This window comes from Streptomyces xanthochromogenes, assembly GCF_014650455.1.
Classification (GTDB): Bacteria; Actinomycetota; Actinomycetes; order Streptomycetales; family Streptomycetaceae; genus Streptomyces; species Streptomyces xanthochromogenes.
Genome location: NZ_BMUZ01000028.1, coordinates 1 through 19,720, shown reverse-complemented (window position 1 = coordinate 19,720; position 19,720 = coordinate 1). Strand labels below are relative to the sequence as shown.

Annotated in this window: 13 protein-coding genes and 1 tRNA gene; 2 read left to right on the top strand and 12 right to left on the bottom strand. The window is 70.2% G+C overall.

Features of this window, described 5'->3' with window-relative positions:
- Window positions 1-90: 90 nt before the first annotated feature.
- Window positions 91-855: an SDR family NAD(P)-dependent oxidoreductase gene (locus IE267_RS38680; protein WP_189766493.1), complete on the top strand. Its 765-nt coding sequence runs from the start codon at window positions 91-93 to the stop codon at window positions 853-855.
- Here IE267_RS38680 and IE267_RS40035 read toward each other — a convergent pair.
- The 10 genes from IE267_RS40035 to IE267_RS38635 all read right to left on the bottom strand — a co-directional run bounded on the left by IE267_RS40035 (window position 803) and on the right by IE267_RS38635 (window position 15,649).
- A complete protein-coding gene (locus IE267_RS40035; RefSeq protein WP_202520003.1) occupies window positions 803-1,069 on the bottom strand; it encodes a hypothetical protein in 267 nt (88 codons plus the stop codon). The two genes, IE267_RS38680 and IE267_RS40035, sit on opposite strands and share 53 nt — an antisense overlap.
- A gap of 171 nt (window positions 1,070-1,240) precedes the next feature.
- Window positions 1,241-1,711: a Dps family protein gene (locus IE267_RS38675; protein ID WP_161255983.1), complete on the bottom strand. Its 471-nt coding sequence runs from the start codon at window positions 1,709-1,711 to the stop codon at window positions 1,241-1,243.
- Window positions 1,712-1,908: 197 nt separating this feature from the next.
- Complete coding sequence (locus IE267_RS38670) at window positions 1,909-2,298, bottom strand: helix-turn-helix domain-containing protein (RefSeq protein WP_100575835.1); 390 nt, start codon at window positions 2,296-2,298, stop codon at window positions 1,909-1,911.
- A gap of 109 nt (window positions 2,299-2,407) precedes the next feature.
- Complete coding sequence (locus IE267_RS38665; protein WP_161255981.1) at window positions 2,408-2,917, bottom strand: CinA family protein; 510 nt, start codon at window positions 2,915-2,917, stop codon at window positions 2,408-2,410.
- Complete coding sequence (pgsA, locus tag IE267_RS38660) at window positions 2,914-3,582, bottom strand: CDP-diacylglycerol--glycerol-3-phosphate 3-phosphatidyltransferase (protein WP_161255979.1); 669 nt, start codon at window positions 3,580-3,582, stop codon at window positions 2,914-2,916. Before pgsA ends, IE267_RS38665 begins: the two co-directional genes overlap by 4 nt.
- A complete protein-coding gene (gene rimO / locus IE267_RS38655; protein WP_167152872.1) occupies window positions 3,579-5,048 on the bottom strand; it encodes a 30S ribosomal protein S12 methylthiotransferase RimO in 1,470 nt (489 codons plus the stop codon). Before rimO ends, pgsA begins: the two co-directional genes overlap by 4 nt.
- Before the next feature lie 62 nt (window positions 5,049-5,110).
- Window positions 5,111-5,950: a helix-turn-helix domain-containing protein gene (locus IE267_RS38650; protein ID WP_189766492.1), complete on the bottom strand. Its 840-nt coding sequence runs from the start codon at window positions 5,948-5,950 to the stop codon at window positions 5,111-5,113.
- A gap of 380 nt (window positions 5,951-6,330) precedes the next feature.
- Window positions 6,331-9,102, bottom strand: coding sequence for a DNA translocase FtsK (locus IE267_RS38645; RefSeq protein WP_189766491.1), 2,772 nt, complete (start codon window positions 9,100-9,102; stop codon window positions 6,331-6,333).
- Between the two features lie 123 nt (window positions 9,103-9,225).
- On the bottom strand, window positions 9,226-9,903 hold the full coding sequence (locus IE267_RS38640; RefSeq protein ID WP_161247751.1) for a response regulator: 678 nt from the start codon (window positions 9,901-9,903) through the stop codon (window positions 9,226-9,228).
- A 244-nt stretch (window positions 9,904-10,147) separates the two neighbouring features.
- Window positions 10,148-15,649: a HAMP domain-containing protein gene (locus tag IE267_RS38635; protein ID WP_189766490.1), complete on the bottom strand. Its 5,502-nt coding sequence runs from the start codon at window positions 15,647-15,649 to the stop codon at window positions 10,148-10,150.
- 302 nt (window positions 15,650-15,951) lie between these two features.
- Here IE267_RS38635 and IE267_RS38630 point away from each other — a divergent pair, with 302 nt between their 5' ends.
- Window positions 15,952-18,654 (top strand): SpoIIE family protein phosphatase, encoded by a 2,703-nt coding sequence (locus IE267_RS38630; protein ID WP_167152874.1) that lies wholly within the window; start codon window positions 15,952-15,954, stop codon window positions 18,652-18,654.
- Between the two features lie 65 nt (window positions 18,655-18,719).
- Here IE267_RS38630 and IE267_RS38625 read toward each other — a convergent pair.
- A tRNA-Thr gene (locus IE267_RS38625) sits at window positions 18,720-18,792 on the bottom strand.
- Between the two features lie 89 nt (window positions 18,793-18,881).
- Entirely contained in the window at window positions 18,882-19,559 is a 678-nt protein-coding gene (locus IE267_RS38620) for a DegT/DnrJ/EryC1/StrS family aminotransferase (protein ID WP_189766489.1), read from the bottom strand.
- Between the last annotated feature and the right edge of the window lie 161 nt (window positions 19,560-19,720).

The window sequence follows — 19,720 nt, the reverse complement described above, 5'->3', positions numbered from 1 at the left end:
GGCCACGTACGACAGGCCCCGCCACCGCCTCTCCGAGGCGGCCCCGCACGGTTATTGACGACCAGTCAGGTGTGGTCGTACCGTCCGGGAATGCCCCTCACGGCGTACGACCTCAGCGACCGCACGGCCTTCGTCACCGGCGCCGCCGGCGGGATCGGGCGTGCCAGCGCCCTGCTGCTCGCGCAGGCGGGCGCCGCGGTGCACTGCGCGGATCTCGACGAGGCGGGCCTGGACGAGACGCGGTCGCTGATCGTGAAGGCGGGCGGCACCGCACACGTCCACCGGCTCGACGTAGCGGACCGCGCACAGGTCGAGGCGGCGGTGGAGGCCGCCGGGCCGGTCCACGTGCTGGCGGCGATCGCGGGCGTCATGCACACCAGCTCGGTCCTGGAGACCGAGGACGCCGATCTGGACCGGGTGCTCGCCGTCAACTTCCGCGGGGTGCTGCACGCCTGCCAGGAGGCGGCCCGCGCGATGATCGCGCACCACATCCGGGGCTCGATCGTCACGATGGCGTCGGGCGCGGTGGACTCCTCGCGCCCCGGCCTGTTCTGCTACAGCGTCTCGAAGGTCGCCGTCGTGCAGCTCACCCGGACACTCGCCGCCGAGCTCGGCCCGCACGGCATCCGCGTCAACGCCGTCGCGCCCGGCTGGGTCCGTACCCCGATGACCGAGCAGCACGCCGCCGAGCAGCAGGAGCAGATCGAGTCGATGATGCTGCGTCTCTCGCCGCTCGGCCGGCTCGGGCAGCCGGAGGACGTCGCTCAGACGGTGCTGCACCTCGCGGCGGACGCCTCGGCGTTCATGACGGGTCAGATCCTGCGTCCGAACGGCGGCGTCTCCATGCCCTGGTAGTCCTCGGCCTCCTCGCGGCGTCGGGCCCGGACTTCGCACGTGCGGTCGCCGCGGACGCCACGTGGACGGGCAGCAGGCTCAGGCCCCAGCCGCCCGCGACCATCGCGCCTTCGACGAACCCGGTCTGGCCCGGCACCAGGGCCATGCGCAGCACGGCCCACCACCACAGCGCCGCTACCGCCAGCGCGGGCACCCAACGCACCGCCACCGCCATGGGTCGCCTCCTCCGGTCGACGCTAGACCGCCGGACACAGCGCCGGGAGGGCGCACCGGGTGCAGGCCCGGCGCGCTCGGCATTGCCCGCGCTTCATCGCGTACGAGGCGGCCCGCGCGCGGGGTATTCGCGTGCGGCGGGCCGGCGTCGTCGTTCTGGTGGCCATCGGGGTCAGACGGTCTCGGCCTGGAACATCCAGGCGTGCTTCTCCAGGTCGGCGGTGAGGCCGATGAGGATGTCCTGGCTGATGGGGTCCGGGTCGGCGGTCGCCTCGATGCGCTCGCGCATCCGGGCGATGATCGCGCCGAGCCCGTCGACGAGGATCTTCACGGCGTCGGTGTCCTTGATCCAGCCGTCGGGGACGGTGCCGATCGCGCTGGACTTTGCGACCGTGGCGGCCCGCCCGTCCGCGCTGACGCCGACGGCGGAGGCACGCTCGGCCACGGTGTCCGAGTGCAGTCGCGCGGTGTCGACGACCTCGTCGAGCTGGAGGTGGACGGACCGGAACCGGGGGCCGACCACGTTCCAGTGCACCTGCTTGGCCACCAGGGAGAGGTCCACCAGGTCGACCAGCGCGCCCTGCAGAGCGTCGCCGACCACCTTGAGGTCGGCGTCGGACAGCGGGCTCTTGATGTAGGACATGCGTTTCCTCCACGGGGACGGAACGTCCGCGAGGCCGCCAGGGGCGAACACCCGTACGGCATATGCGGACGTATGCGCGAACTCCTACCACCCTGCCACAGAAGCCCCGAATCGGGCGCGGCGGAAAACGGCTGAGCCCCGGCCGGTCTCGAAGACCGGCCGGGGCTCAGTTCAAGCCTGGGTGCGCGCCCTGGAACTCAGGCCGCGACGACGTCCACCGCTTCCGCGGGCGCCTTGATCGTCACCCGCTCCGTCGGCACACCAGTCACCGACGACACGGAGATCGAATTGAGCATCGGACGTACCGGCGCACGCACCGGCACCGGATCACTGGCCGCCGCAGAGGCGGCGAGCTCGGCGAGTGCCAGCTCGTCGCTCACTTCGCGCATGAGCTCGGACATCCGTACGTCAAGCGCGTCGCAGATCGCGGAGAGCAGCTCGGAGGATGCCTCCTTCTGCCCCCGCTCCACCTCGGAGAGATAGCCGAGTGAGACTCGGGCGGACGAGGAGACTTCGCGCAGAGTACGGCCCTGGCGCTGGCGCTGCCGACGCAGCACGTCACCCAGCAGGCGACGGAGCAGAATCATCGGTGGCTCCCTCCTCGGACCGCGTAGCCGCATCCTTCACGCCCCACCGTACCGCCTCGCGCCGCGGCCGTGCGGGGAGCGATGTCGTGTTCACTCAGGGCTGCAAACATCAAATCCCCCCGTTCTGTTCCGTATCCTGTGCCCGCCCATCCTTGCGGAGTTCACTGGAGAGCAGTTCGAGCACGCTGCGTACACTCTCCCTACGAATTTCCGCCCGGGTGCCGTTCAACCGCAATGCGACGGTTTTCTTCTCTCCCGCCGGGCCAACGGCCGAAACGTATACCGTCCCGACCGGCTTGCCGTCCTGGGGCTCGGGTCCGGCGACGCCCGTGGTCGCGATCCCCCAGCTCGCCCCCAGCACCTCGCGCACCCCTGCCGCCATCTGCAGTGCCACGTCGGGATCGACCGCTCCGCGCTCCTCCAGAAGGGTCTGGTCGACGCCCAGGACGGCCCGCTTGAGCGCGGTGGCGTAGGCCGTCACGGAGCCGCGGAAGACGTGCGAGGCGCCGGGCACCGACGTCAGCTCGGCGGCCACCAGGCCACCCGTCAGCGACTCCGCAACGGCGAGCGTCTCGTCACGTTCCGTAAGCAGTCGAAGGAGCCGGGCCGCTTCGCTCACAACGCGGATCCCGCGGCCTCGCGCTGCGCGGCGAGTCCCTTGCGCCTCAGGACGACCGCCTGGCGCACGTAGTCGAGCCCCGTGACGACCGTGAGCACCACGGCGAGCGCCATCACCCAGAACCTCAGGGTGGCGAGGGGGCCGGTGAGCGCGAGGACGTACATGCCGGTCGCGGTGCCCTGGGCGAGGGTCTTGAGCTTTCCGCCGCGGCTGGCCGGAATCACTCCGTGCCGGATGACCCAGAAACGCATCAGTGTGATGCCGAGTTCCCGGAACAGGATGACTCCGGTGACCCACCACGGCAGGTCGCCGAGCAGCGAGAGGCAGATCAGCGCGGAGCCCATGATCGCCTTGTCGGCGATCGGGTCGGCGATCTTCCCGAAGTCGGTGACCAGGTTGTACGTGCGGGCCAGGTGTCCGTCGAAGATGTCGGTGATCATGGCGACGGCGAAGGCCGCCCAGGCCCAGGCCCGCATCGCCGGATCGTAGCCGCCGTCCGCGAGCAGCAGCATGACGAAGCCCGGCACGAGCACGAGCCGGATCATCGTGAGGATGTTGGCGATGTTCCAGAGGCTGGCCTGGTTGACGGCCGCAGCGCCCAGCTTGCCGCCGGGCGCCGGCGTCCGGCCGGTACCGCCCGCCGCCGATGCCGGGACTCCGGTCATCTGCCCGCCTCCTCAACCCCGCCGATCAACTCGACCACGAGGTCGACGCCCTCGGTGGCGACGACCTTGGCCTCGACCATAAGGCCCGGCGCAAGTCCCGCGCTCTCGGTGAAGGTGACCTGGCCGTCGGTCTCGGGTGCCTGGTGCTCGGCGCGGCCGACCGCCCCGTCCTCGTCGTCGACGCTCTCGACCAGGACGCGCACGGTGTCGCCGATGCGCTCCTCGGCGCGCTGCGCGGTGAGCTCCTCGGCCAGGCGCGACAGGTGGGCGAGGCGTTCGGCGATGGTGTCGGCGTCCAGCTTGCCCTCGTAGCCGACCGCTTCGGTGCCCTCCTCGTCGGAGTAGCCGAAGACGCCGATGGCGTCGAGGCGGGCCGCGGTGAGGAAGCGTTCCAGCTCCTTGAAGTCGGCCTCGGTCTCACCGGGGAAGCCCACGATGAAGTTGGAGCGGACACCGGCGGTGGGCGCCTTGGCGCGGATGGTGTCGAGCAGTTCGAGGAACCGCTCGGTGTCGCCGAAGCGGCGCATCGCGCGCAGCACGCCGGGCGCCGAGTGCTGGAAGGACAGGTCGAAGTACGGCACGACCTTGTCGGTGGAGGTCAGCACGTCGATCAGGCCGGGGCGCATCTCGGCGGGCTGGAGGTAGCTGACCCGTACGCGCTCGATGCCGTCGACGGCGGCGAGCTCGGGCAGCAGCGTCTCGAGCAGCCGGATGTCGCCGAGGTCCTTGCCGTAGGAGGTGTTGTTCTCGGAGACCAGCATGACCTCCTTGACGCCCTGCTCGGCCAGCCAGCGGGTCTCGCCGAGGACGTCACTGGGGCGGCGCGAGATGAACGAACCGCGGAAGGACGGGATGGCGCAGAACGAGCAGCGGCGGTCGCAGCCGGAGGCAAGCTTCACGGAGGCGACGGGGCTGGTGTCGAGCCGGCGGCGCAGCGGAGCGCGCGGCCCGGAGGCGGGCGCGAGGCCGTCGGGGAGGTCCTCGGGCGGGGTGTCCTGGGCGTGCCCGGGCAGGGCCACGTCGGGGGCGCTCTGCCGCTCGGCCGGGCTGATCGGCAGGAGCTTGCGCCGGTCGCGGGGGGTGTGCGAGGCGTGGATGCCGCCGTTGAGGATGGTCTGGAGGCGGTCGGAGATGTCGGCGTAGTCGTCGAAGCCGAGGATGGCGTCGGCCTCGGGGAGCGCTTCGGCGAGGTCCTTGCCGTACCGCTCGGCCATGCAGCCGACCGCGACGACGGCCTGGGTCTTGCCGTGATCCTTCAGATCGTTGGCTTCGAGGAGGGCGTCGACGGAGTCCTTCTTGGCGGCTTCGACGAATCCGCAGGTGTTGACGACGGCGACGTCCGCGGCCGATGCGTCCTCGACGAGCTCCCAGCCGTCCGCTGCCAAGCGGCCTGCGAGCTCCTCCGAGTCCACCTCGTTACGGGCGCAGCCAAGAGTGACAAGGGCGACGGTGCGGCGTTCGGGCATGGACTCAAGACTACTTTGTCCTGGCCCACGCCCCTGCCGCGAGGGTCGTGGGCCGGGCGGGCTCAGCCGACCTGCGGGTCGCCCTTGGTGTAGCTCAGGCGCTCCACCTGGCCGTCCTCGAATTTGCTGTCGATCTTCTTGCCGTTGACGTACAGCTCGATCGCCCCGGCGTTGCCGAGGATCAGGTCGACCTGCTGACCGTCCTGGAACGTCTGGGCCTCGCCCTTCTGGAGCAGGCCGTCGAAGAGCATCTTGCCGTTGTGGTCCTTGGCGGAGATCCAGCTCTTGTCGTTGATCGCGGTGACCTTGACGGTGACCTTGTCGGCGGGGACGGCGGCGATCGCGCTGTCCGAGGGGTTGGGAGTGGGCTTGGGGGCCGGGGGCTTGGACGGGCTGGGGGCGGCCGGCGACTTGGCCGGGGGCTTCTGCTGCGCGGGGCCCTCGGCGACGGAGCTGCCGCTCTTCTTGTCGCTGCTGCCGCTGAACATGGTGAAGCCGACGAAGCCGACGACCACGACGATGGCGGCGACCATGGCGGCGGTCCAGTTGGGGCGGCGCGGCTCGGGGCGGATACGTTCCGCCTCGAACAGGGGGGCCGCCGGGGTGGGCGCGGGACGGCCGCCGTGGTCGGCGTCGTACTGGTCGACCAGGGGGGCCGGGTCGAGGCCGACGGCCTGGGCGAACGTGCGGATGTGCCCGCGGGCGTACACGTCACCGCCGCAGCGCGAGAAGTCGTCCTCCTCGATCGCGTGCACGATGGGGATGCGCACCCGGGTGGCGGAACTGACCTCGTCGACCGTCAGTCCGGCGGCGATACGGGCCTGCTGCAGTACGCGACCGATCGATGGCCCGTCGTCTTCGATCGAAGGCCGGTCGTCTTCGGGAGAGTTGCCGATGGACACGGGGGCGCCTTTCGAGCGTGAGCCACCTGCTGGGTGTTCAGTCTAGGGGGGGTAGGAAAGAGTGGGGCAACCGGTGGAGCGGAGTTTGTACGCCATCGGTATGGCCGGCGCCCCTGAAGAACGGAACAGCGGCCACGCTTGCTTCCACGCTTCCCTCAACTTGACGTACGGCCAAGGGAAACGGTTGCTCGGGGTTCCCGTACGAGTGCTGTTTGGGCCGGTCGGCCGACAGGCCGGGGGCCGGGCGGGGGCTTCGTTGCGCTTCCGGGGGGGGTGAGCGGGGCGCCGGGCGACAGAATCTGTCAGCTGACAGCGCGATGACAGTCGACGGATTCTGTCCGCCGACCGCCCGCGATCGCCGCGCCCGCTGTCCGGCACACTCAGGGAGCCTCCCCCCGGATCACCGCCAGCACTCCATCGAGTTCGTCCGGTTTGACCAGGACGTCGCGTGCCTTGGAGCCTTCGCTGGGGCCGACGATGTTGCGCGACTCCATGAGGTCCATCAGCCGGCCGGCCTTGGCGAAGCCGACGCGGAGCTTGCGCTGGAGCATGGACGTCGAGCCGAACTGGGTGGAGACGACCAGTTCGGCGGCCTGGCACAGCAGGTCGAGGTCGTCGCCGATCTCCTCGTCGATCTCCTTCTTCTGCTTGGTGCCGACGGTGACGTCGTCGCGGAAGACCGGGGCCATCTGGTCCTTGCAGTGCTGGACGACGGCCGAGATCTCGTGCTCGGTGACGAAGGCGCCCTGCAGACGGGTCGGCTTGTTCGCGCCCATCGGCAGGAAGAGGCCGTCGCCCTTGCCGATGAGTTTCTCGGCGCCCGGCTGGTCGAGGATGACGCGGCTGTCGGCGAGCGAGGACGTCGCGAACGCGAGCCGTGAGGGAACGTTCGCCTTGATCAGGCCGGTGACGACGTCGACGGAGGGCCGCTGGGTGGCGAGCACCAGGTGGATGCCGGCGGCGCGGGCCAACTGGGTGATGCGGACGATCGCGTCCTCGACGTCGCGGGGCGCGACCATCATCAGGTCGGCGAGCTCGTCGACGATGACGAGGAGGTACGGGTAGGGGGTGAGCTCGCGTTCGCTGCCCTCGGGCAGTTTCACCTTGCCGTTGCGGATGGCCTCGTTGAAGTCGTCGATGTGGCGGAACCCGAACGCGGCGAGGTCGTCGTAGCGCAGGTCCATTTCGCGCACGACCCACTGCAGCGCCTCGGCGGCCCGCTTGGGGTTGGTGATGATCGGCGTGATGAGGTGCGGGATGCCTTCGTAGGCGGTCAGCTCGACCCGCTTGGGGTCGACGAGCACCATGCGGACGTCTTCGGGGGTGGCGCGCACCATGACGGAGGTGATGAGGCAGTTGATGCAGGAGGACTTTCCGGAGCCGGTGGCTCCGGCGACCAGGACGTGCGGCATCTTGGCGAGGTTGGCCATCACATAGCCGCCCTCGACGTCCTTGCCGAGCGCGACGAGCATCGGGTGGTCGTCCTCGGCGGCGTCCGCGAGGCGCAGCACGTCGCCGAGGTTGACCATTTCGCGGTCGGTGTTGGGGATCTCGATGCCGACGGCGGACTTGCCGGGGATCGGCGAGATGATCCGCACGTCGGGGCTGGCGACGGCGTAGGCGATGTTCTTGGCGAGGGCGGTGATCCGCTCGACCTTGACGGCGGGGCCGAGTTCGATCTCGTAGCGGGTGACCGTGGGGCCGCGGGTGAATCCGGTGACGTTGGCGTCGACCTTGAACTCCATGAAGACGTTCTGCAGGGAGGCGACGACGGCGTCGTTGGCGGCGCTGCGGGTCTTGCCGGGGCCGCCCTTCTCCAGGAGGTCGAGGGAGGGCAGTGCGTAGGTGATGTCCCCGGCGAGCTGGAGCTGTTCGGCGCGCGGGGGCAGTGCTTCGGTGGTGTCGCGCGGCGGCTTGGTCAGGTCGGGTACGACGGGGGGTGCACCGGGTGTGGCCTTGGGGGCGGCCTTGGCCGGGGCGGTTTCGGCGGCCCGGGCGGTCGGCAGCGGGGTGGCTTCCTGCTGTTCCTTGTCGCGTTCGCCGGTGACGCCCTGGGTGAGGTCGGCGACGACGGGTGAGGGCGGCAGGCCGTTCATGACGGCGCCGTCGAGGGCCGCTGCCGCGGCGGCGGCCACGTCGACGGGGTCGAGGCCGCCGTTCTCGAAGGCGGGCTGCACCGAGCCCCGCCGGGGGCCGCGGCCGCGGCGGCGGGTGAGTGCTTCCTGCTCGGCCCATTCGGGGTCGTGCGCGGCGGGGGCGGCGGGGCGGCGGCGGGTGCGGGGGGCGGGTTCGTCGTCGCGCCATTCGTCGTCGTACGGCTCGTCCTCGGCGGGGTCGCCGGGGAGGGGTTCGAGGACGCCGAGTTTGACGCCGAGCAGGCGCAGCCGTTGCGGGATGGCGTTGACGGGGGTGGCGGTGACGACGAGCAGTCCGAAGACGGTGAGCAGGACGAGCATGGGGACGGCGAGGACGTCGCCGAGGGTGAATTCGAGGGGTTTGGACGCGGTCCAGCCGATGAGGCCGCCGGCGTCCTGCATGGCGTCGGTGCCGTCGTTGCGGCCGGGTGAGCCGCAGGCGATGTGGACCTGGCCGAGGACGCCGAGGGTGAGGGCGGACAGGCCGATGACGATGCGTCCGTTGGCCTCGGGCTTCTCGGGATAGAGGATGAGCCGGATCGCGACGGCGCCGAGGAGCAGGGGTACGACGACGTCGAGGCGGCCGAAGGCGCCGGTGACCAGCATTTGTACGAGGTCGCCGACGGGGCCGCGGAGGTTGGACCAGGTGCCTGCGGCGACGATCAGTGCGAGGCCGAGGAGCAGCAGGGCGACGCCGTCCTTGCGGTGGGCCGGGTCGAGTCCTTTGGCTCCGCGTCCTATGCCGCGGAACATGGCTCCCACGGTGTGGGCGGCGCCGAGCCAGACGGCGCGGGCGAGGCGGTAGACGCCGCCGGTCGGGGAGGGTGCGGCTTTGGGTGCGGGCCGGGGGGCGGCCGCTTTTTTCGCGGGTGCCCTTTTGGGCGCCGTCTTCTTGACGGGTGCTTTGGGGGCGGTGGCTTTCTTCGCGGGCGCAGCCTTCTTCGCCGGGGTACGGCCGGTGCGCTTCGCGGTGCCCGCCGTGCCCTGGGAACCCTTGCCGGACGTACGTGAGGCCATGGTGCTGAGGTTACCTGGGTCGGCGGCGGTGGACACGTGTGCCTACGCCTTCACCCGTCCGTGTCGTAGGCCGCACGGCTGCTGACGCCGCGTCAGCCGGACGCGGCGTCAGGTGTCGGGCGGTCAGTTCTGGGTGGGGAGGGTGGGCGCGCCGCCGGTGCCGGGTTCGAGGGCGTCCAGGGCGCGCCGCAGGCCGGTGAGCTTGCGTTCGAGGTGGGCGGCGGTGGCGACGGCCGCGGCGTCGGCGGAGTCGTCGTCGAGTTGTTTGGAGAGCGCTTCGGCCTGTTCCTCAACTGCCGCGAGGCGGGCGGAGAGTTCGGCGAGCAGGCCTGCGGATTCCTTGGCGGCGCCACCGCCCTGGGTGCCGCCTTCCAGCTGGAGGCGCAGCAGGGCGGCCTGTTCGCGCAGCTGGCAGTTCTTCATGTAGAGCTCGACGAAGACGGACACCTTGGCGCGCAGCACCCAGGGGTCGAACGGCTTCGAGATGTAGTCCACGGCGCCTGCCGCGTATCCGCGGAAGGTGTGGTGGGGGCCGTGGTTGATGGCCGTGAGGAAGATGATCGGGATGTCGCGTGTGCGCTCGCGCCTCTTGATGTGCGCGGCGGTCTCGAACCCGTCCATTCCGGGCATCTGGACGTCCAGCAGAATGACCGCGAAATCGTCCGTAAGCAGCGCTTTGAGCGCTTCCTCCCCTGACGATGCCCGCACCAGTGTCTGATCGAGCGCAGAGAGGATGGCCTCCAGCGCCAGCAGATTCTCCGGCCGGTCATCGACCAGGAGGATCTTGGCCTTCTGCACCATGGCCCGTCCTCCTCGCCCCGGCAGTGCACCGGGCGCCGCCCCAGGGGACGACTCCCTTGCGTCGCCCGTCCTTGTGCCGGTCATGGTAGCCGCACCCCGCCTGTCGCCACACCCTGTCACCGCGATGTCACTGTGCACGTAGCAGAAACGTAGTGGGAGACCAGAAGGTTCCCCGAATACCGTCGCCTCACACGCCTTCGGGCACAGTCAGTCAGCAACGCCCGGCGCTCCGGGCGGTGGACGATCACTTTCCTCGCATCCACTGCTCCATGACGGAGAGGAGATGGTCGGGGTCGACGGGCTTGGTGACGTAGTCGGAGGCGCCGGACTCGATGGCCTTCTCGCGGTCGCCCTTCATCGCCTTCGCGGTGAGGGCGACGATCGGCAGGCCCGCGAACTGGGGCATGCGCCGGATCGCGGAGGTCGTCGCGTAGCCGTCCATCTCCGGCATCATGATGTCCATGAGGACGACGGCGGTGTCCTCGTGCTGTTCGAGGACCTCGATGCCCTCCCGCCCGTTCTCCGCGTACAGCACCGAGAGCCCGTGCTGTTCCAGGACGCTGGTGAGCGCGAAGACGTTGCGTACGTCGTCGTCGACGATCAGCACCTTCTCGCCGCCGAAGTGGAACGCCTTGGCGGGGTTGCGCTCGGGCTCGTTCACCTCCCAGTCCTCGGCCGCGCCCCGGGGCTGCGTGGAGGGTGCCGGTTCGCTCTGGCGGTCGCTGCCGAGCGCCTTGCGGCGCCTGCGGAACAGTCCGGCGGTCGCGGGCTGCGTGGCGCCGTGCCCGGCGGGGGCGTCGTTGTACAGGGCCGGCTCGGGGCGTACGGCGGCTTCGATGGCGAGGCCGGCCGCTGCTTCCATGCCGCCGGGGGCGAGCTGCGGGTAGCCCTGGGGGGGCAACTCGCTGAGGTGGAGCGGGAGATAGAGGGTGAAGGTGGAGCCGCGGCCCGGTTCGCTGGCCGCGTGGATCTCGCCGCCGAGCAGGCGGGCGATCTCTCGGCTGATGGAAAGGCCGAGGCCGGTGCCGCCGTATTTGCGGCTGGTGGTGCCGTCGGCCTGCTTGAACGCCTCGAAGATGACGCGCATCTTGCCGGCCGCGATGCCGATGCCGGTGTCGGTGACGGAGAACGCGATGAGGTCGGCGTCGGCGTCGCGCAGCGAGCCGGCTTCCAGGAGCTGTTCGCGGATCGCGTGCGGTACGTCGGTTCCGGCGGGGCGGATGACGAGTTCGACGGCGCCGGTGTCGGTGAACTTGACCGCGTTGGACAGCAGGTTGCGCAGCACCTGGAGGAGGCGCTGTTCGTCGGTGTGGAGGGTGGCGGGCAGTTCGGGTGAGACCCGTACCGAGAAGTCGAGGCCCTTTTCCGCGGTGAGCGGGCGGAAGGTGGCTTCCACGTAGTCGACGAGCTGGACGAGGGCGATGCGGGTCGGTGAGACGTCCATCTTGCCGGCCTCGACCTTGGACAGGTCCAGGATGTCGTTGATCAGCTGAAGCAGGTCGGAACCCGCACCATGGATCGTTTCGGCGAACTCGACCTGCTTGGGCGAGAGGTTGCCTTCGGCGTTGTCGGCGAGCAACTTGGCGAGGATCAGGAGGGAGTTGAGCGGGGTGCGCAGCTCGTGGGACATGTTCGCGAGGAACTCGGACTTGTAGCGCATGGAGACGGCGAGCTGTTCGGCGCGCTCCTCCAGGACCTGGCGGGCTTCCTCGATCTCGGTGTTCTTGACCTCGATGTCCCGGTTCTGCTGGGCCAACAGCTCGGCCTTCTCCTCCAGTTCGGCGTTGGAGGCCTGCAGGGCGCGCTGGCGGTTCTCCAACTCGGCGGAGCGTTCGCGCAGTTGCTCGGTTAGTTCCTGGGACTGCTTGAGCAGGACTTCGGTCTTGGAGTTGACGGAGATGGTGTTGACGCTGGTCGCGATCATCTCGGCGATCTGGTTGAGGAAGTCCTTCTGGATGTGGGTGAACGGCTGGAACGAGGCCAGTTCGATCACGCCGAGGACCTTGCCCTCGAACAGGACGGGCAGCACGATCACATGGGCGGGCGGTGCTTCGCCGAGCCCGGAGGAGATCTTGAGGTAGCCCGGCGGAACGTTCTCCACCAGGATGGTCCGCTTCTCCTCGGCGGCGGTGCCGATGAGGGTCTCGCCGGGCCGGAAGGAGGTCGGCATGGAGCCGGCCGAGTAGCCGTAACTCCCGCGCATCCGCAGCTCGTACGAGCCGTCGCCGGCCGCGCTGACCTCGGGGGCGCCGCCGGTCGGCATGGCGAGGAAGAACGCGCCGTGCTGGGCGGAGACGACCGGGGTCAGCTCGGTCATGATGAGGGAGGCCACGTCGTCGAGGTCGCGGCGGCCCTGCATGAGGCCGGAGATGCGGGCGAGGTTGCCCTTGAGCCAGTCCTGTTCCTTGTTGGCGACGGTGGTGTCGCGCAGGTTGGCGATCATCGTGTTGATGTTGTCCTGGAGGGCCTGGATCTCGCCCGCCGCGTCCACGTCGATCTTCAGGTTGAGGTCGCCGCGGGTCACGGCGGTCGCGACGGCGGCGATCGCACGGACCTGCCGGGTCAGGTTCCCGGCCATCTCGTTCACCGATTCGGTGAGGTCGCGCCAGGTCCCGTCGACGTCGCGGACGCGGGCGTGGCCGCCCAACTGGCCCTCGGTGCCCACCTCTCGGGCCACCCGGGTCACTTCCTGGCCGAACGAGGACAGCTGGTCGACCATCGTGTTGATGGTGTTCTTCAGTTCCTGGATCTCGCCGCGCGCATCGATGTCGATCTTCTTGGTGAGGTCGCCCTGGGCGATGGCGGTGGTGACGGTGGCGATCTGGCGGACCTGGCCGGTGAGGTTGTCGGCCATCGAGTTCACCGACTCGGTGAGGTCCTTCCAGGTGCCCGAGACGCCGGGCACGCGGGCCTGACCGCCGAGGATGCCGTCGGTGCCCACCTCGCGGGCGACCTTGGTGACCTGTTCGGCGAACGAGGACAGGGTGGTGACCATCGTGTTGACGGTGTCGGCGAGTTCGGCGACCTCGCCGCGCGCCTCGACCGTCACCTTCTTCGTGAGGTCGCCGTTGGCGACGGCGGCCGAGACCCGGGAGATGTTGCGGACCTGGGTCGTCAGGTTCGCGGCCATCAGGTTGACGTTCTCGCTGAGGTCCTTCCAGATGCCGGTGACGCCGCGCACCCGGGCCTGGCCGCCGAGGATGCCTTCGGTGCCCACTTCGCGGGCGACGCGGGTGACCTCGTCGGCGAAGTTGGACAGCTGGTCGACCATCGTGTTGACGGTCGTCACCAGTTCCAGGATCTCGCCCTTGGAGTCGACGGTGATCTTCTTGGAGAGGTCGCCCTCGGCGACCGCGGTGGTCACCTCGGCGATGTTGCGCACCTGTGAAGTCAGGTTGTTGGCCATGGAGTTGACGGACTGGGTGAGGTCCTTCCAGGTGCCGGAGACGCCTTGGACCTCGGCCTGGCCACCCAGGATGCCTTCGGTGCCGACCTCGCGGGCGACGCGGGTGACCTGCTCGGCGAAATTGGAGAGCTGGTCGACCATCGTGTTGAGCGTGTTCTTGAGCTCCAGGATCTCGCCGCGGGCGTCCACGTCGATCTTCTGGGAGAGGTCGCCCCGGGCGACCGCCGTGGCGACCTGGGCGATGTTGCGGACCTGGGCCGTGAGGTTGCCGGCCATGCCGTTCACGGAGTCCGTCAGGTCGCGCCACACACCGGCGACGCCGGGCACCTGCGCCTGGCCGCCGAGGCGGCCGTCGGTGCCGACCTCACGGGCGACGCGGGTCACCTGCTCGGCGAAGGCCGAGAGCTGGTCGACCATCGTGTTGATGGTGTTCTTCAGTTCCAGCATCTCGCCGCGGGCGTCCACGTCGATCTTCTGGGAGAGGTCGCCCCGGGCGACCGCCGTGGTCACCTGGGCGATCTGACGCACCTGCGACGTCAGGTTGCCGGCCATGAAGTTGACGGAGTCGGTGAGTTCCTTCCAGGTGCCGGACACGCCGTCGACGCGTGCCTGCCCGCCGAGCCGGCCCTCGGTGCCCACGTCCCGTGCCATGCGCGTGACCTGGTCGGCGAACGAGGACAGCTGCGCCACCATCGTGTTGACGGTGTTCTTCAGCTCCAGCATCTCGCCCGCGACGTCCACGGTGACCTTCTGCGACAGGTCGCCGTTGGCGACCGCGGTGGTCACCTGGGCGATGTCGCGGACCTGGCCGGTGAGGTTGCGGAAGGCGGTGTTGACGGAGTCGGTGAGGTCCTTCCACGTGCCGGCCGCGCCCGGCACCTCGGCCTGCCCGCCCAGGCGCCCCTCGATGCCGACCTCGCGGGCGACGCGGGTCACCTCGGAGCCGAACGACTGGAGCTGGTCGACCATCGTGTTGACGGTGTTCTTCAGCTCCAGCATCTCGCCGGCCACGTCGACCGTGACCTTCTGGCTCATGTCGCCGCTGGCGACCGCCGTCGTCACCTGCGCGATGTCACGCACCTGCGTCGTCAGGTTGCGGAAGACGGTGTTGACGGAGTCCGTCAGGTCCTTCCACGTGCCCGCGGCCCCCGGCACCTGCGCCTGCCCGCCGAGCAGGCCCTCCGCGCCGACCTCGTTGGCGACGCGCGTGACCTCGTCCGCGAACGTGCGCAGCGTCTCGGTCATCTGGTTGATGGTCTCCGCGAGCTGCGCGACCTCGCCGCGGGCGTTCACGGTGACCTTCTGCGACAGGTCGCCGTTGGCGACGGCCGTGGTGACCTGCGCGATGCCGCGGACCTGTGCGGTCAGGTTGGTCGCCATCACGTTGACGGAGTCGGTGAGGTCCTTCCACACCCCGGCGACGCCCGGCACCTGCGCCTGGCCGCCGAGCTCGCCCTCGGTGCCGACCTCGCGGGCGACGCGGGTCACCTCCGAGGAGAAGGAGGACAGCTGGTCGACCATCGTGTTCACGGTGTTCTTCAGCTGGAGCATCTCGCCGGCCACGTGCACGGTGACCTTGCGGGAGAGATCACCCTTGGCGACGGCCGTGGTGACGAGAGCAATATCACGTACCTGGGCCGTCAGCCGGTACGCCATCGTGTTGACGGAATCCGTCAGATCCTTCCAGGAACCGGACATTCCGCGTACCTGGGCCTGGCCGCCGAGCTTGCCCTCCGTGCCGACTTCGAGGGCGACCCGGGTCACCTCGTCGGTGAACGCGGAGAGCTGGTCGACGAGGTTGTTGACGGTCCGGCCGACCTTCAGGAACTCGCCGCGCAGCGGCCGCTCGGCGCCGTCGCTGCCGTGCGAGCGCAGATCCATGCGCTGTTCCAGATCGCCGTCGGCGACCGCGGAGAGAACCCGCCCGACCTCGGAGACGGGCCGGGCGAGGTCGTCGACGAGCGCGTTGGACGCGTCGATCGCGGCCGCCCAGGAGCCCTCGCAGGCGCCGTTCTCCAGGCGCTCGGTGAGCTTGCCCTCGCGCCCCACCATCCTGCGCACCCGGGCGATCTCCCCGGTCAGGTGCAGGTTGCGGTCGGCGACCTCGTTGAAGACGGCGGCGATCTCCGTCATCACCCCGTCGCCCGAGACCGTCAGGCGTTTGCGGAAGTTTCCGTCCCGCATCGAGGCGAGGGCGGCGAGCAGTCGCTGCAGCGCCGCCGTGTCCACCTCGGTGGTCCCGTTGCCTCCCCGCTGCTTGTGACTCCGGGCCTGTTGAGTCCGGGACTGATCGTCTTTCGCGCGCGTGCTTACGCCCCGCGCTGCTGCGCCAGACTCCACCGTGTCCCTCCCGCAAGGGTTGACCGCACTGCCCGGGCTGTCTCCGGAAGCATGCCCAGTGTTTCACCATGGCCGAACCAGGCCATAACAGTTCGGCAGCTTCGCATATCCGTCCCCGCCCACGGAGGGCGGAAACACCGGTGACCGGCATCCGCTGGGACAGCGAAGGTAAGTAACCTGGGCTCCGGCTGTCCAACCGCCCCGGTCCGCCCGGCAAGGGGTGGTTCGTCCCCTTTGCTCGGTAAAGCTTGGGGCGGGCGGCACAAAGGACGACCACGGGACACCGGAGGGGGCGGGCCGACGTGGGACTGTTGATTCCCGGAGGGCACGTTCCGGAGCCCCGGCAAGGAGATCCGGGCGTCGAGACGCGTACGAGGAGTTCTGTGATCACCGCGCGGGCGGCAGCCAGCTTCGACCCTGTCGGGCGGTCGGTCGCGACCGCCCGCGCCTTCGTCCGCGACACCCTCCAGGGCTGGGGGTACGCCGACGTCGTCGACGACGCCGTGGTCCTCACCAGTGAGCTCGTCACCAACGCGGTGGTCCACGCCGGCACCAAGGCCGATGTGCTGTGCCTGCGTTCGGACGACGGCGTACGCGTCGAGGTGGCCGACCGCTATCCCGAACGTGAGGTTCCGCTGCTCGGCTCCCCCGCCGACATCGCGGGCCCCGACCGCGAGAACGGCCGCGGCCTGCTGCTGTGCGCGGCCCTCGCCTCGCGCTGGGGCGTCGAGTACACGCCGACCAGGAAGACCGTCTGGTTCCAACTCGACCTGCCCAACCGCCCCGTGGGCACCCGCTCGGCCGGGCCCGCCCTGCCGACCGCGCTGCTGCCCGTCACCGACGGCAGGGTCCGGGTCGCCGTCGTCCAGATCGACCGCGCGGGCGCGGTGCGCGCCTGGAACGAGGACGCCGAGGAACTCTTCGGCTACCCCGCCGAGCAGGTCACCGGCAAGGCACTCACCGACTTCGCGGCCTGGCCGCACACCCCCGGCACCTCCACCGGCATCGTCGAGGCCCTCCAACTCTCGCGCTGGGAAGGCACCTACGGGATAAGAGGGGCCGACGGACGCGTGGTCCCGGTGTACGCCTCGCACCTGCGGGTCCGCGACACCGAGGGCGAACCCTCCACCGTCTGTCTGCTCGTACGCGACGACGAGCGGGCCGTGTTGCAGACCCCGGTGCGTCAACCCGCCGCCGATCCGGGCACGTTGGGCGAGAACCGCAACGTCGACCCGTTCGAGGTCTTCATCGGCTCCCCCGCCCCCGACGACCTCGACGGCCTGCTGCAGCGGACCGTGGAACGCGCCCGCGACATGCTGGACGGCGACTCCGCGTTCCTGCTGCTCGCCACCGACGACGAGACCGAGCTGGAGGTGCGGGCCACCACCGGCCTGCCCTCGGCCCGCCAGCGCTTCGCCCGCGTGCCCGTCGAAGCCGGCACCGGCCGCTACGGCTCGGCGCGGATGCCCGCCGTCCACGAGGACCTCGCGGCGGTGCCCGGCGCGGTGCCGCTCCTGGAGAGCACCGGCATGCGTTCGGTGGTCACCGTCCCCCTCAAGGTCGAGGGCCGCCTGACCGGTTCGCTCGGCGTCGCCGCCGAATCCCCCGGCCGCTACTCCAACGAGGAGGCCCTGCGCCTCCAGTTCGCCGCCGACCGCATCGCGCTCGCCGTCGAATCGGCCCGCCTGGGCGAACTGGAACGCCTGCGCCGAGGCTCCCTGAGCTTCCTCGTCGAGGCGTCCGACCTCCTGGCCGGGACCCTGGACCGCGATCAGACGCTGGCCCTGATGGCCCAGATGACCGTGCCCACCCTGGCCACCTGGTGTGCCGTCTACACGATCGCCGACCAGGCCTCGGAGCCGTACCTCTCCTATGTCCTGCACGAGGACGAGGAGCGGATCGACGGTCTCAAGGCCCTCCTGTCCAAGATCGACCCGCCGGAGCCGGTGCCCACCCCCGGCGCCCGCGTCTGGACCGCGCCGGGCGAGGCCGCCCACCAGGCCGCGCTCCGCGTCTCGATGCGCGACTTCGGCCGCTCGGGCAGCCCGCACACCGGCAGCGGCCTGGGCACCACGTTGTCGACGGCGGCGGCGGTCGGCGGCGAGACGGTGGTCCTGCCGCTGGTCGCGCGCAACCGCGTCATCGGCATGCTGACCCTGGGCAAGCCGTCGGACGACCACTTCCGCCAGGAGATCCTCGAACTCGCCGAGGACCTCTCGCGCCGGGCCGCCCTGGCCCTCGACAACGCGCGCCTGTACTCCGAGCGCATGGCGATCAGCCGCTCCCTCCAGCGCTCCCTGCTGCCGCCGGGCCTGCCGCAGATCCCCGGCGTCGAGGTCGAGGTGATCTACCGTGCGGCCGGCGAGGGCAACGAGGTGGGCGGCGACTTCTACGACCTCTTCCCGATCCGCGACGGCGCGTACGGCTTCGCCATCGGGGATGTGTGCGGTACGGGCCCGGAGGCCGCGGCCGTCACCGGCCTGGCCCGGCACGCCCTGCGCCTGCTGGCCCGCGAGGGCTTCGGCGGGCCCGCGGTCCTGGAGCGCCTGAACGCGGCGATCCTCGACGAGGGCGCCCGCAGCCGCTTCCTCACCCTGCTCTACGGGGAGTTGTGGCCCCAGGAGGACGGCAGCGCCATTCTGAAGATCGTCTGCGCCGGCCATCCGCTCCCGCTGCGCCTGCGCCAGGACGGCACGGTCGAGCCGGCCGCCGACCCGCAGCCGCTGCTCGGCGTGATGGAGGACCTGGAGCTGTACGAGCAGACGATCACCCTCGACCCGGGCGACGTCCTGCTGTGCGTGACCGACGGCATCACCGAACGCCGCGAGGGCACCCGCATGCTGGGCGACGACGGCCTCACCGACGTACTGGCCACCTGTACGGGGCTGACGGCGGGCGCGGTCGCGGCTCGGGTCCTGCGCGCGGTCGAGCGCTTCGCCGCCGAGCCCGCCTCCGACGACATGGCGATCCTGTCCATGCGCATCCCCGAGCAGGCCAAGCGATAGTCCCGAGAGGGCACGCGGGAACGCGAAAGGCCCCGCCCATTGGGCGGGGCCTTTCGTATGTTCTGAGCCCCCATGCGGAATCGAACCGCAGACCTTCTCCTTACCATGGAGACGCTCTACCGACTGAGCTATAGGGGCCGGTTGTTGTCTCGGGGTTTCCCCCTCGCCAACGAGATAAAGCATACCCCGAATCAGACGGTGTTCCGAACCGCGCCCGGCGGTGGTCGCTAGGCGGGTTGCAGCAGCCCGCCCAGCGCGTTGCAGACGGAGACCAACCGCCGCAATTCCGCCGGGGAAAGCCCGTCGAGCGAAGGCAGCGCGAGCGTCTCGTCCGCGGCCCGCTCGGTCGCGGCCAGGCTCGCCCCGTCCCGCCTGAACTCCCGCATCCGGTGTACGGGAATGGGCACGGGCACCTCGCACGCGACTCCGCGCCGCCTCAACAGCCGCGCGAACGCGTCCCGGTCGGGCCGGCCGTTGCCGGGCACCCGCACGACATACCTTTGATAGCGGTGCCCCTCGGCGGGGGCGGGCGTCTCCACTCCGACGAGCCGTCGGTCCAAGTACCCTGCGCGCTCGCGGCGTTGGGCCGCATCCCCGCCGAGTCCCTCGTGGTCCTCCGCCTCGATGAGCAACACCCCGTGCCCGGCGGCCAGTTCGGCGAACCGCTCACCATCGGCGGGATACCCGAAGCGGCGGACGAGTACGACAGCGGCGGTCCGCGACGTGACGGCCCGGCCGACGGCTTCCGGGGCCAGGCAGTACGTCGACGGATCGATGTCGGCGAACACCGGAACGGCCCCGACGGCTACAACGGCCCGGGCCAACTCGGCGGTGCCGTAGGCCGGCACGATCACCTCGTCACCGGTCGCGACACCGGCAGACTTGAGCGCTCCTGTCATTCCCATGACAGCGGATCTTCCTCTTGCCACATGAACGCCAGGTGAGCGGGCACAAAAAAACGCTGGCCCCCGAACCGAAGTTCAGGGACCAGCGTTGAAGTTTTGTTCGGCGGCGTCCTACTCTCCCACAGGGTCCCCCCTGCAGTACCATCGGCGCTGAAAGGCTT

Excerpts from the sequence above, each read along its gene's own strand:
- IE267_RS38620 (WP_189766489.1), bottom strand. The coding sequence starts at position 19,559 with ATGGGAATGACAGGAGCGCTCAAGTCTGCCGGTGTCGCGACCGGTGAC.
- IE267_RS38675 (WP_161255983.1), bottom strand. The coding sequence starts at position 1,711 with ATGTCCTACATCAAGAGCCCGCTGTCCGACGCCGACCTCAAGGTGGTC.
- rimO (WP_167152872.1), bottom strand. The coding sequence starts at position 5,048 with ATGCCCGAACGCCGCACCGTCGCCCTTGTCACTCTTGGCTGCGCCCGT.
- IE267_RS38680 (WP_189766493.1), top strand. The coding sequence starts at position 91 with ATGCCCCTCACGGCGTACGACCTCAGCGACCGCACGGCCTTCGTCACC.
- pgsA (WP_161255979.1), bottom strand. The coding sequence starts at position 3,582 with ATGACCGGAGTCCCGGCATCGGCGGCGGGCGGTACCGGCCGGACGCCG.
- IE267_RS40035 (WP_202520003.1), bottom strand. The coding sequence starts at position 1,069 with ATGGCGGTGGCGGTGCGTTGGGTGCCCGCGCTGGCGGTAGCGGCGCTG.
- IE267_RS38640 (WP_161247751.1), bottom strand. The coding sequence starts at position 9,903 with ATGGTGCAGAAGGCCAAGATCCTCCTGGTCGATGACCGGCCGGAGAAT.
- IE267_RS38645 (WP_189766491.1), bottom strand. The coding sequence starts at position 9,102 with ATGGCCTCACGTACGTCCGGCAAGGGTTCCCAGGGCACGGCGGGCACC.
- IE267_RS38670 (WP_100575835.1), bottom strand. The coding sequence starts at position 2,298 with ATGATTCTGCTCCGTCGCCTGCTGGGTGACGTGCTGCGTCGGCAGCGC.